The 11,627-nt window shown below is 67.4% G+C and carries 14 protein-coding genes; 3 read left to right on the top strand and 11 right to left on the bottom strand.

Annotated features, from left to right (window positions below):
• Positions 1–25: 25 nt before the first annotated feature.
• The 9 genes from QMX81_RS13525 to QMX81_RS13565 all read right to left on the bottom strand — a co-directional run bounded on the left by QMX81_RS13525 (position 26) and on the right by QMX81_RS13565 (position 7,654).
• A complete protein-coding gene (locus QMX81_RS13525) occupies positions 26–1,813 on the bottom strand; it encodes a DUF885 family protein (protein WP_282262220.1) in 1,788 nt (595 codons plus the stop codon).
• Positions 1,814–1,897: 84 nt separating this feature from the next.
• Positions 1,898–2,239, bottom strand: coding sequence for a lipid-A-disaccharide synthase N-terminal domain-containing protein (locus QMX81_RS13530; protein WP_121040949.1), 342 nt, complete (start codon positions 2,237–2,239; stop codon positions 1,898–1,900).
• Positions 2,239–2,961 carry a glycosyltransferase family 2 protein gene (locus QMX81_RS13535; RefSeq protein ID WP_152152068.1) on the bottom strand — a complete coding sequence of 241 codons (723 nt, stop codon included), beginning with the start codon at positions 2,959–2,961 and terminating at the stop codon, positions 2,239–2,241. Before QMX81_RS13535 ends, QMX81_RS13530 begins: the two co-directional genes overlap by 1 nt.
• An 87-nt stretch (positions 2,962–3,048) precedes the next feature.
• Positions 3,049–4,014 carry an SDR family NAD(P)-dependent oxidoreductase gene (locus QMX81_RS13540; RefSeq protein ID WP_282262225.1) on the bottom strand — a complete coding sequence of 322 codons (966 nt, stop codon included), beginning with the start codon at positions 4,012–4,014 and terminating at the stop codon, positions 3,049–3,051.
• Between the two features lie 86 nt (positions 4,015–4,100).
• Positions 4,101–4,409, bottom strand: coding sequence for a helix-hairpin-helix domain-containing protein (locus QMX81_RS13545; protein WP_019185615.1), 309 nt, complete (start codon positions 4,407–4,409; stop codon positions 4,101–4,103).
• Positions 4,410–4,444: 35 nt separating this feature from the next.
• Positions 4,445–5,368, bottom strand: a complete 924-nt coding sequence (locus tag QMX81_RS13550) for a ParB/RepB/Spo0J family partition protein (protein WP_121040956.1) — start codon at positions 5,366–5,368, stop codon at positions 4,445–4,447.
• Positions 5,368–6,165, bottom strand: coding sequence for a ParA family protein (locus QMX81_RS13555; RefSeq protein WP_019185613.1), 798 nt, complete (start codon positions 6,163–6,165; stop codon positions 5,368–5,370). The genes QMX81_RS13550 and QMX81_RS13555 overlap by 1 nt, the downstream gene beginning before the upstream one ends.
• A gap of 200 nt (positions 6,166–6,365) precedes the next feature.
• The gene (gene rsmG, locus QMX81_RS13560) at positions 6,366–7,004 is read right to left on the bottom strand and encodes a 16S rRNA (guanine(527)-N(7))-methyltransferase RsmG (RefSeq protein ID WP_282262230.1); all 639 of its coding nucleotides are present in this window, start codon (positions 7,002–7,004) and stop codon (positions 6,366–6,368) included.
• Positions 7,005–7,054: 50 nt separating this feature from the next.
• The gene (locus QMX81_RS13565) at positions 7,055–7,654 is read right to left on the bottom strand and encodes a 4'-phosphopantetheinyl transferase superfamily protein (protein WP_282262231.1); all 600 of its coding nucleotides are present in this window, start codon (positions 7,652–7,654) and stop codon (positions 7,055–7,057) included.
• Positions 7,655–7,744: 90 nt separating this feature from the next.
• Here QMX81_RS13565 and QMX81_RS13570 point away from each other — a divergent pair, with 90 nt between their 5' ends.
• Entirely contained in the window at positions 7,745–7,996 is a 252-nt protein-coding gene (locus QMX81_RS13570; RefSeq protein WP_121040962.1) for a GlsB/YeaQ/YmgE family stress response membrane protein, read from the top strand.
• A 63-nt stretch (positions 7,997–8,059) separates the two neighbouring features.
• On the opposite strand, the gene xth is transcribed toward QMX81_RS13570, so the two are convergent.
• On the bottom strand, positions 8,060–8,827 hold the full coding sequence (gene xth, locus QMX81_RS13575) for an exodeoxyribonuclease III (RefSeq protein ID WP_282262233.1): 768 nt from the start codon (positions 8,825–8,827) through the stop codon (positions 8,060–8,062).
• A gap of 148 nt (positions 8,828–8,975) precedes the next feature.
• On the opposite strand from xth, the gene QMX81_RS13580 reads away from it, so the two are divergent.
• Entirely contained in the window at positions 8,976–9,311 is a 336-nt protein-coding gene (locus tag QMX81_RS13580) for a hypothetical protein (RefSeq protein WP_147433890.1), read from the top strand.
• Positions 9,312–9,566: 255 nt separating this feature from the next.
• Positions 9,567–10,082 (top strand): PH domain-containing protein, encoded by a 516-nt coding sequence (locus QMX81_RS13585; RefSeq protein WP_282262236.1) that lies wholly within the window; start codon positions 9,567–9,569, stop codon positions 10,080–10,082.
• A gap of 22 nt (positions 10,083–10,104) precedes the next feature.
• Here the strand turns inward: QMX81_RS13585 and QMX81_RS13590 are convergent, their stop codons facing one another.
• Positions 10,105–11,520, bottom strand: a complete 1,416-nt coding sequence (locus tag QMX81_RS13590) for a coniferyl aldehyde dehydrogenase (protein ID WP_282262237.1) — start codon at positions 11,518–11,520, stop codon at positions 10,105–10,107.
• Between the last annotated feature and the right edge of the window lie 107 nt (positions 11,521–11,627).

Genomic DNA, 11,627 nt, shown 5'->3' on the forward strand with positions numbered 1-11,627 from the left:
GGCGCGATGGCCGGCTCCGCGCACCTCAGCTGGCGGCGGCCTTGCGCTGGGCGATGAAGGCCTGGATCTGCGCCTCCAGCACCGGCAACGGCACCGAGCCCTGGCTGAGCACGGCGTCGTGGAAGGCCTTGACGTCGAAGCGGTCGCCCAGCTCCTGCTCGGCCTGCGCGCGCAGGCGCACGATCGCGATCTCACCGAGCTTGTAGCTCAGCGCCTGACCCGGCCAGGAAATGTAGCGATCCACTTCGGTGGTCACTTCGTGCTCGCTCAGCGCGGTGTGGTCGCGCAGGTAGGACAGCGCCTGCTCGCGGGTCCAGCCCTTGTGGTGCACGCCGGTATCGATCACCAGGCGCGCGGCGCGCCACATCTCGTAGGTGAGGCGGCCGAAATCCTCGTACGGCGTTTCGTAGATGCCCATCTCCACGCCGAGCTTCTCGCAGTACAGGCCCCAGCCTTCGCCATAGGCGGAGATGTAGTTGTTGCGGCGGAACGCGGGCTGCTCGCCCTGCTCTGCCGCCAGCGCGCCCTGCAGGGCATGGCCCGGATCGGACTCATGCAGGGTCAGCGCGGGAAGGTTGTACAGCGGCCGCGCCGGCAGGTTGTAGGTGTTGAGCCAGTAGGTGCCCATGCCACCGCGGCCGGCGGTCCAGAACGGGGCGATGTCCGGCGGCACCGGCACGATGGTGAAGCGCGCACGCGGCAGCGTCATGTACTTGCCGATCACGCCATCCACGCGCTTGGAGATCCATGCCGCCCGGTGCAACAGCTCGTCCGGGGTCTTGGCGTAGAACTGCGGATCGGTACGCAGGAAGGTCAGGAACTCGGCGAAGCTGCCCTTGAACTCGACCTGCTGGATGATGCCGTTCATCTCGGCCTGGATGCGTGCGACTTCCTTCAGCCCGATCTCGTGGATCTGCTGCGGGGTCAGGTCCAGCGTGGTGTATTCGTGAATCTGCTGCTTGTAGTACGCCTTGCCGCCCGGCATCGCCTCGGCGGCCAGGGTGGTGCGCGCCTGCGGCACGTACTCGCTGACGAAGAAGGTGCGCAGCTTGGCGAACGCCGGCACCACGCTGCCGCCGATGGCCTGGCGGGCCTGTTCCTGCAGCTGTGCCTGCTCGGCGGCCGGGATGCTGGCCGGCAGCTTCTTGAACGGGGCGTACAGCGGCGACTGGGTCGGGTCCTTCAGTTCGGACACGGTGGCGATGGACACCTCGCGGCCATCGAGCACCGCACGCGGCACGCTGAAACCGCGCTTGAGGCCGGCACGCATGTTCTCGGTCTGCTGCTCGAAGTAGCGCGGCACATCGTTCAGGCGTGCGATGTAGTTGCGGTAGTCCTGCGCGGTCTTCATCTCGCGCCGGGCCATGAAGGACAGGTTGGACCAGAACGAGGAGTCCGCGTTGAACGGCATTTCGTAGGCGCGCAGGCGCACCTCGGCAGCCAGGTTGAACACCTGGTCGCGGTAGATCGCGTAGTTGATGCGGTTCTCGGCCGAGAGCGCCTGGGTGTCGAGCTTGTCCAGCTGGGCCAGGACGTCGTCCCAGACCTTCAACCGGCCCTGCTGCGCGGCGGCGCCGACATCGGGCATGCGGGTGGCATTGGCCGGGCCGTCACCGTCTTCGCTGGCTTCACCGCCGCCGGCTTCGCGCCAGGCCCATTCCTTCTCGTAGATCGCGCGGAACTGCGCATCGGCAGGGCTTTCAGTGGCCAGGCTGGCCGGGGCGGCAGCCGGGGCAGCCGGAGGAGCAGCCAGGGCAGCGCCGGCGGGAAGGGCCAGGGCGAGCAGCAGCGCAGCAACGAGCGGTGATTTCACGGTCAAGGGTTCCCGAGGGACGGCAAACCCCGATCATGGCACCAAGCCGGCGGGCGGTGCATGGATCAAAGGTCCTGCCCGACCCTAGTGCGTCGCCTTGTCCCGCTTCCAACCACGGTGCGCGATATCCAGCTTCAGGCTGTACAACGCGGTGAAGGCCGGGAACAGATTCTGCAGCACGCCCACCGAGTCCTGCTTGGCCGAGAACAGGAAGTAGCTCAGCGTCATCAGGCTGCCGACCACGCTCATGTACCAGAACAGGCGCGGGATCACCGGCTTGCCGGCGCGGCGCGAGGCCACGAACTGGACCAGCCAGCGGCCGCCGAACATCAGCGCGCCGGTGTAGCCGATCAGCTTCCAGCCGGTCACATGCAGGCCGGTCCAGTACAGCCAGGTGAGCGGCTGATCGAGCCAGTGCAGTTCCATCAGCGTTCTTCCACGACGGTGCGCTTGCTGCGCGTGATCAGCCAGGCCACCCCGCGCAGATCACGGATGCCGACCAGGGCACGGCCGAGGTTGTTGTACTTGGAGACCCCGGCGGTGCGGTGCCGGTGATTGACCGGCACGCTGGTGGTCTTCCAGCCGGCCCGCTGCATCAGCGCCGGCAGGTAGCGGTGCATGTGGTCGAAGTACGGCAACTCCAGGAACGCAGCGCGCTCGAACAGCTTGATGCCGCAGCCGGTATCGGGGGTATCGTCGCGCAGCATGCGCGCGCGGATCGCGTTGGCCCACTTGCTGGCCCAGCGCTTGCTGCCCGAATCCTGGCGATTCACCCGCCACCCGGCGAATAGTTTGACCTCGGTGGCGGCCGCGGCACGGGCCGCAAGCAGCTTGGGGATGTCGGCCGGGTCGTTCTGGCCGTCACCATCCAGGGTGGCGATCCACGGCGCGCGCGCGTGCTTGACGCCGTTGCGTACCGCGGTGCTCTGCCCGCTCTGGGTGACGTGGTGCAGCACCCGCAGCTCCGGCGTGGTGGCCTTCAGGGCCTGCAGCACCGCCAGGGTGTCGTCGCGCGAGTGGTCGTCGATATAGACGATTTCAAAATCGACCTGCCCGCGCAGTGCGGTGGTGATCTCGTGGATCAGGGGCGTGACGTTGTCGCGTTCATTGAAGACCGGGACGACGACCGACAACTGGGGTTGGCTCATGGTCGGGCTCTGCGAATGGCCAGGATCGAAAAAGAGCGCGCATTTTCCGCACCCGAGGTTATCCGAAGATGAATCGGCGCGTGTGTGTCAGGCGTGATCGCCGAAATACTCGCGGCACCAGGCCACCACCGGCGGCAGACCGCGCTCGATCGGCATCGCCGGTTCATAGCCGAAAGCGTCATGCGCACGCGTGGTATCGGCCATGGTGCGGACCATGTCGCCGGGCTGCATCGGCTTGTAGACCTTCTGCGCCGGGCGTCCGGCCGCCGCCTCGATGACGCCGATGAAGTGCTCCAGCTCGATCGGCGTGTGGTTGCCGAGGTTGAACACCCGGTGCGGCACCGTTTCGCTGGACGGATGCGCCAGCGCGCCGAGGATGCCATCCACGATGTCGGAGACATGTGTGAAGTCGCGCTGCATTTTTCCGTCGTTGAACACGTCGATCGGCCGCCCGGCCAGGACCGCGCGCGAGAACAGCAGCGGTGCCATGTCCGGGCGGCCCCACGGGCCGTACACGGTGAAGAAGCGCAGGCCGGTGGCGTGCAGGCCATACAGCTGGGCATAGGTGTAGGCCATCAGCTCGTTGGCGGCCTTGGTCGCGGCGTACAGCGAGCGCGGCTTGTCGATGCGCTGGTCTTCGGAAAACGGCGGGGTCGCCGAATCGCCGTACACCGAGCTGCTCGAGGCGTACACCAGATGGGTCACGCCGCGATGGCGGCACAGTTCCAGCATGTTGACGAAGCCGGTCAGGTTGCTGTCGACGTAGGCATGCGGGTTTTCCAGCGAATAGCGCACGCCGGCCTGTGCGGCCAGGTGGATGACGCGGGTCGGCTGGACCTCGTCGAACAGCGCGGCCAGGCCGTCGCGGTCGGTCAGGTCGAGCACGCGGATGTCCGCCTCCGGGCACAGCGCAGCCACGCGATCGCGCTTGATCTGCGGATCGTAGTAATCGTTGTAGTTGTCCAGGCCGACGACGCGCTCACCGCGCTCAAGCAGGGCCTTGCAGGTGTTGGCGCCGATGAAACCGGCGGCGCCGGTCACGAGAATCGTCATGGGGTCTGTCCGTCATGCAGCCACGTATCAATACAGTGTTTTGCCGGGACGCACGCGTGGCGATCCGCGCATCCCGGTGGCCCGCCTCACCAGAGGCTGAGCGGCGCTTCCTTGGCCAAGGTGGCCTTGCGTTCCTTGCTGAAATCCCACCACGGCCGCGGCGCCTCGCCCTGCATGAAACGCAGCACCGACAGAAATACATCGATCACACAGGGGTCGTGCATCACCCCGGTGCGCAGACACAGCTGCGCGTACATGTCGTAGGCATCGCGACCGCGCAGATGCGCTGGCACGCGGATGCCGATCAGACGGAGATCTTTCTCACAGGCCGGCCCGACATTCGGCAGGTCGGTCAGACGCAACAGATGGTTGCGGTCGACCTTGGTGGGGTTCATTGGTTGGGGGAAATCCTCTGACGCCTGCGGGGGACTCAGCCCTTCTGTGCGCGAAGTCGGTCGAGCACGCCATCCAGCGTGTCCAGGTCGGTGTAATGGATGATCAGCTTGCCCTTGCCGCCACGGCCATGGGCGATCGCCACGCGGGCGCCCAGCGACTCGGACAACTCGGTTTCCAGCGAAGCGATATCGGCCTGCGGCGCGGCGGCGGTGGGCTTCTTGCGCAGCGCGCCGGGCACTTTGCCAGCAGCGAACTGCTGCGCGCGGTGTTCCACTTCGCGCACCGACCAGCCCTGGTCGGCCGCTTCCTGGGCCAGCTTGCTGGCCAGTTCCGGTGCCAGGGTGAGCAGCGCGCGGGCATGGCCCATTTCCAGCCGGCGGGTTTCCAGCAGCAGGCGGATCGCGATCGGCAGCTCCAGCAGGCGCAGCAGGTTGGACACCGCCGCGCGCGAGCGGCCGACGGCCTGGGCGGCTTCGGCATGGGTGAGGGCGAACTCGCTGATCAGCCGCTGCAGCGCTTCAGCTTCTTCGAGCGGATTGAGGTCTTCGCGCTGGATGTTCTCGATCAGCGCCATCGCGATGACGGTGCGGTCTTCCAGCTCGCGCACCACCACCGGTACTTCATCCAGACCGGCCAGCTGCGACGCGCGCCAGCGGCGTTCGCCGGCCACGATCTCGAAGCTGTCCGCGCCCAGCTGGCGGACCAGGATCGGCTGGATCACGCCCTGCGCCTTGATCGACTCGGCCAGCTCGGCAAGCTTGGTCTCGTCCATGTCGCGGCGCGGCTGGTATTTGCCCGGCTGCAGATGACCGACCGGCAGCTTGCGCAGGCGTTCACCCGGCAGCGGTTCGACCACGGCCGCCGCCTGCACCTGTGTCACCGCCCCCTTGGGCCCCAACAGCGCGTCGAGGCCACGGCCGAGGCCGCGTTTCTTGCCGAGGGCAGGCTTGGTGCTCATCAGGCGGTCTCCATGGCCTTGTCGGCCTTCTTGCGTTGGTTGTTGCGACGGATGATCTCGCCGGCCAGGCCGAGATAGGCAACGCCACCGCGCGAGGCACGGTCGTACCCGACGATGCTCTGGCCATGGCTGGGCGCCTCGGCCAGGCGCACGTTGCGCGGCACGATGGTGCGGAACACCTGCTCGCCGAAGTGCTCGGTCAGCTCGGCCGACACGGCGTTGGCCAGGTTGTTGCGCACATCGAACATGGTCCGCAGCACCCCCTCGATCTCCAGCGCGGGATTGAGGTTGGCACGCAGCGCTTCGATGGTTTCCACCAGCGCGCTCAGGCCTTCCAGCGCGTAGTACTCGCACTGCATCGGCACGATCACCGAATCGGCGGCGGCCAGCGCGTTGAGCGTCAGCAGCGACAGCGCCGGCGGGCAGTCGATCAGGATGTAGTCGTATTCGTCACGGATCGGGGCCAGCGCGCGCTTGAGGCGCTGCTCGCGCTCGCTCTGGTCCATCAGCTGGATCTCGGCGGCGGTCAGGTCGATGTTGCCCGGGAGCAGGTCGAAACCTTCCGGCGTCTTGACCCGGACCTCGGCCGCGGTGCTTTCGCCCAGCAGCAGGTCACAGGTGGAGGCGGCGACTTCGCGCTTGTCCACGCCGCTGCCCATGGTCGCATTGCCTTGGGAATCGAGGTCGACAAGAAGCACGCGCTTGGGTGCAGCAGCCAGGGAGGCGGCCAGATTGACGGCGGTCGTGGTCTTGCCGACGCCACCTTTCTGGTTGGCGATGGCGATGATGCGGGCCATGCGGGTGAGCCTCATCGGCAGGGAGTGGGACTGGTCATTATGCGTATATGGGGCGTGTCATGCACTGTGAGATGCGTGGCAGGCACGCGCCGCAATGCCGCAGCGACGCCCACGGGCACGCCGACGACGCCGCATGGGGCCATCGCGGGAAGGGGCGGGACGACCGTGGGGCGGGCGCTGCGGGCAGCGAAGTCACCGGCTCACGGGCCGATGACCACCACCAGATGACGTTCGCCGGTCAATCCAGGGACGCTCAAGGGCAGCACCTGCTCGACCGACCAGCCGGCCGGCAGCTGCGCGATCTCGTCGTGCGGGTACACGCCTTTCATGGCCAGCAGGCGGCCGCCCGGGCGCAGCAGATGCCCACCGACCCGGATGATCCCGGCCAGGGTATCCATCGCGCGGGCGGTCAGATGGTCGTAGGCGGCCGGTTCGGCCAGCGACTCGGCACGCGACTCGGCCACGCGGGCGTTGCCCAGGCCCAGCTGGCGCACGGCCTCGCGCATGAAGCGGGCTTTCTTGCCGTTGCTCTCGACCAGGGTCACCTGCAACTGCGGGCGCGCGATCGCCAGCGGGATGCCCGGCAGCCCGGGGCCGGTGCCCAGATCGGCCAGGGTGCCGGTCTCCAGGTACGGCTGCATCGCCAGCGAATCGAGCAGATGGCGGGTCACCATCTCCAGCGGATCGCGGATGGCGGTCAGGTTGTAGGTGCGGTTCCAGCGGTCGAGCAGGGTCAGGTAGCTCAGCAGCGGTGGTGCCAGCGCGGCGTCCAGCTGCATGGCGGCCAGGCCGCGCTCAAGCGCATCGGCCACGCCAGCGGGGAGGGTGTGTTCTGTCATGGCACCATTATCGCAGGTCGGTAGAGCCGACCGTTGGTCGGCTGCCCATCTCACATCGCATGCCAGGCCAGCGCGGCGCGGAAATCATCGGCCGCCTGCCACTCGTGCAGGTGCCAGCGCTCGGCCGGGCCCAGTTCCGGATCACACCAGGCCAGGTGCAGGCCACCGTCGATGCCGGGCGCGAGCTGCAGCCGGTGCAGACCGAAGGAGATGCCCTGCCCCTGCGCCTTCAACAGCGCTTCCTTGGCGCACCACACGCGGAAGAACCAATGGTTGCGGGCGTTCTCGTCCAGCGATTCCAGCCAGGCGATCTCGGCCGGGTGGAAGAAGCGCTGCACGATGTCCAGCATCCGTGGGCGCGGGCGCAGGGGTTCCAGGTCAACGCCGAGGCGGACGCCTTCACCGAGAGCGACCAGCAGCTGCCCGTGGCTGTGGCTCCAGCCGGTGCCGACATGCGCCAACGGGCCATGCAGCGCCGGCCGGCCGCGCGGGTCGCGCTGCAGCGGCAGGTCCTCCGGCGCCCCGCCCAGCTGCTCGGCCAGCAGCACCCGGGCCTGAGGCTCGCCCCGGGTGCCCGGCACATGCGGCAGGCGCCAGACCCTGACCGGGCCGAAGCGCCACGGGCCGTCCAGGGTGGCCGGCAGGGTCATGCGAACACCCCGAAAAGAGCACTGCACGGTGACTTCACGGCACGTACCGTCAACTGGCCCGGTGCCATCCACTTATTGGGAGTCAACGTCATGGGCATCATCATCTGGTTGATCGTCGGCGGTATCGTGGGCTGGCTTGCGAGCATCATCATGCGGCGCGATGCACAGCAGGGCATCATCCTGAACATCGTGGTCGGCATCGTCGGCGCGCTGATTGCCGGCTACTTTTTCGGCGGTGGCATCAATGAAGCGATCACCATCCGCACCTTCCTGTACTCGTTGATCGGCGCCGTGATCCTGCTCGCGATCGTGAATCTGTTTACGCGTCGAAGCGTCCGGTAACGAACGCACGTACAACGTGTGATCGACAGGGCCCGGCACTGCCGGGCCTTGTTGTTTCCGCGGTCAGCCCAGCTGCACCCAGGCCGGGGCGTGGTCGCTGGGGCGCTCCCAGGTACGCGGCTCACGGTCGATGCCCGAGCCCAGCGCGCGCGCCTTGAGCGCGTCGGAGACCAGGGTCAGGTCGATGCGCAGGCCGAGGTTGCGACGGAAGCCGGCCGCCCGGTAGTCCCACCAGCTGAACACGCCCTCTTCCTCGCTGTGCAGGCGGAAGGCATCGTGCAGGCCCAGCTGGAGGAGCTTGTTCAGGGCGCCGCGCTCGGCGGTGGAGGTCAGGATGTGGTTCTCGTTCCAGACCAGCGGGTCGTGCACGTCGCGGGCATCGGGCGCGATGTTGAAGTCACCCATCACCACCAGCTCCGGGTACCTGGCCAACTCGGCCTCGACCCAGGCATGCACCGCCTCCAGCCAGCGCAGTTTGTAGGCGTACTTGTCGGTGCCCACGTCCTGGCCGTTGACCACGTACAGGTTGATGATGCGCACGCCGTTGACGGTGCCGGCGATGGCACGCTTCTGCTCATCCTCGAAACCGGGAATGCCGATCTGCACGTCCTGCGCCGGCTCGCGGGAGAGCAGCGCGACGCCGTTGTAGGTCTTCTGCCCGGCAAACACGCTGCGGTAGCCCAGCCCGGCCAGCACCGCGTCGGGGAACTTGTGGTCCTCCATCTTGGTTTCCTGGATGCCGACCACGTCCGGCGCGAACGCCGTGAGCCATTGTTCCAGGTGCGGCAGGCGCACGTTGAGCGAGTTGACGTTCCAGGAGGCGATTTTCATGCGGGCATTCTACCTGTGGCGCGCGCCGGGCAGCCACGGTAGTGCCGGCCGCTGGCCGGCAGCCTCACGTGCTCGGGGCACGCAGATTTTTGCCACACGTCTGCGTCCCCCGCTAGGCTGTGAGTCACCCCAGTAGCGCAGATATCCCATGGATGCAGATGCTTTCGTAGCAAAGTGGTACGCCGAGAAAGTGCGCCTGCTGGCCGCTGTATGGACCCCAGGCACGGCGTCCGCGGCAAGGGTCGCCGCGATGGAGCTGTCGCCCGATCAGACCCGGCAGTTGCGGGAGATGCTCGATGCGTTCACCACCGACGCGCTGTACACCCTGCTGCTCGGGCTGGATGGCAGCGCCGCGCTGGGCGGTGACCAGCGCCACTACCCCCTGCTGGACGAGGACGGTTCGGTGATCGCCGAGGAAGGCGAGCTGGAAGCTGCGGCCTATGCGTGGTTCCACGACGGCCGGTCGTCGCAGGCGGGGCGTTGAGGGTGCTTTGCGCCACATGACGTGATTGACCCGCAGCGTCACTCGCCAGCGGAGGCGCCGGGGCCAGCGGCGCAACACATTGTCCAGTGGGCAAGGGGATATCACGCTGTAAATGTCGCAGCTGCCTCGATTTCTGTAGGTGCTTTCGCACATCAAGGCGAGGAGCTTCCCCACTTGTATCGTTGTCGACCGGAGGAAGATTCTCGACATGCCGCCCGTGACTGCAACATATGCCCGAAGGAGTTCCGACACCCCATGCCCATTGAATTCGCCTTCCACGCGCTGAACTACAAAACGCTCGCTGCGGTGCTGCTGATCGGCGTCGTCCCGCTGCTGTTGGTCGGCATGGCGGTCTACTTCTTCGGGCAGGACAGAATTTCCCAGATAGCCGCACTCGGCGCCACCTCACTTGCCGTCATCATCGGCCTGCTTGGCGTCTGGCAACTCAGCGCGATCCGACTGACGGCGGACGCCACGACCCTGACCGTGGGGGGCGGCGCGTACACCGTATCGGTCCCGATGGCGCAGATTGATCTCTCCGCTGCACGCCGACGGCTGCCCGGCAGCAACGACACCCCACTGACCTTGCGAACCAATGGCATCGGCATGCCGGGCCTCTCACTTGGGTGGTTCCGCACCAGCAACGGGAAGGCATTTGTCGCGGTGACGGATCCGGACAGGGTGGTGATCCTGCCGACGACGGCCGGTTACACGCTGCTGGTCTCCCCGGAGGATCCCGACGCGTTCCTGGCCGCGCTCAGGCGTCTTTAGCGGGCGTCCATGCCGGCGGCCCTCACCGCACCATCGCCTTCAACATCCGGGCGATCTTCGAATACGGCGGCTTGAGCAGATCGCTGGCGGCCCAGCGCGACTGCCACAGGATCGGCAGCTGCTTGCTCATCGCATCGAAACCGGCGCGCGCGTGATAGGCGCCCATGCCACTCGGGCCAACGCCGCCGAACGGCAGCCCATTGACCGCGAAATGCAGCAGCGTGTCGTTGACGGTGACGCCGCCAGCCACGACCTGCGCCAGCACCCGTTCCACCTGCGTACGTTCGTGACTGAAGACGTACAGCGCCAACGGGCGGTCACGGGACTGCACGTCCGCGATGGCAGCGTCCAGATCCGGATACGCGCAGACCGGCAGGATCGGACCGAAGATCTCTTCGCGCATCAGGGCCAGATCGGCCGGCGGATCGAGCACGATGGTCGGCACGATCAGCCGCTCGCGCTGCGCACGCTCGGGATCGACCGTGGCCAGTTCGATCACCGGCACGCCCCGCGCGCGGGCTTCATCGAGATAGCCACGCAGGCGCTGGTACTGGCCGTCGTGGATGATGCGCGTGTAATCGGCGGCGTCGCTGAAATCGCCATAGCGCGCCTGCACCTGGGTCTGCAGTTGCTGCACCAGTTCGCGCTGGCGATGGCCGTCGATCAACACGTAGTCCGGGGCGATGCAGGTCTGGCCGGCATTGAAGAATTTTCCGGTGGCCAGGCGCGCGGCCGCCTTCTCCAGCGGGTAATCGCTGCAGACGATGGCCGGGGATTTGCCCCCCAGCTCCAAGGTCAGCGGGGTGAGGTGCTCGGCGGCCGCCGCCATCACCTTGCGGCCGATGGTAGTGGAGCCGGTGAACACCAGGTGGTCCAGCGGCGAGCCGGCCACGGCGCTGGCGAGGTCTCCATCGCCCTGCACGACCGCCACCCGATCCGGGGGGAACACGTCGGCCAGCAGCGACTGCAGGAAGGCGCTGGTGCGCGGCGTGTGCTCGGACGGCTTGAGGATCACGTGGTTGCCGGCGGCGATCGCGGTCGCCAGCGGAATCAGGGCCAGGTTGACCGGATAGTTCCAGGGCGAGATCACCCCGACCACGCCCAGCGGCACCGGCCGGGTCTGGGCGCGCGCCGGCCAGAACCGCCAGCCGACGCCGACCCGGCGCGGGCGTATCCAGCCGCGCAGGTGGCTGCACAGGTGATCGATATCGCCCAGCACGGTCATGCCGTCGGCGATCAGTGATTCGTGGGTGGAGCGGTGGCCGAAATCGGCCGAGATCACCGCGGCCATCTCCGGCAGGCGCGCCTTGAGGGCGGCGCGCAGGCGCTGCAGGTCGTCGCGGCGCTGTTCCAGCGTCGGGCGGTTGGCCTGCCAAGCAGTACGCAGGGTCTGCAGGATCGCGGGAAGCGCGGCGGGATCGGTGTGGGCATCGCTCATGGGCCGACTATAGCGGCAGGCTGCGTGACAGCGGGTCAGGGTAGTGCCGGCCGCTGGCCGGCAGCCTCACACGCTTCTCCGTAGGTTCATCGGGAGCCGGCCAGCGG

The sequence above is a fragment of the Stenotrophomonas sp. PS02301 genome, from assembly GCF_029959485.1.
GTDB classification, from domain to species: domain Bacteria; phylum Pseudomonadota; class Gammaproteobacteria; order Xanthomonadales; family Xanthomonadaceae; genus Stenotrophomonas; species Stenotrophomonas maltophilia_Z.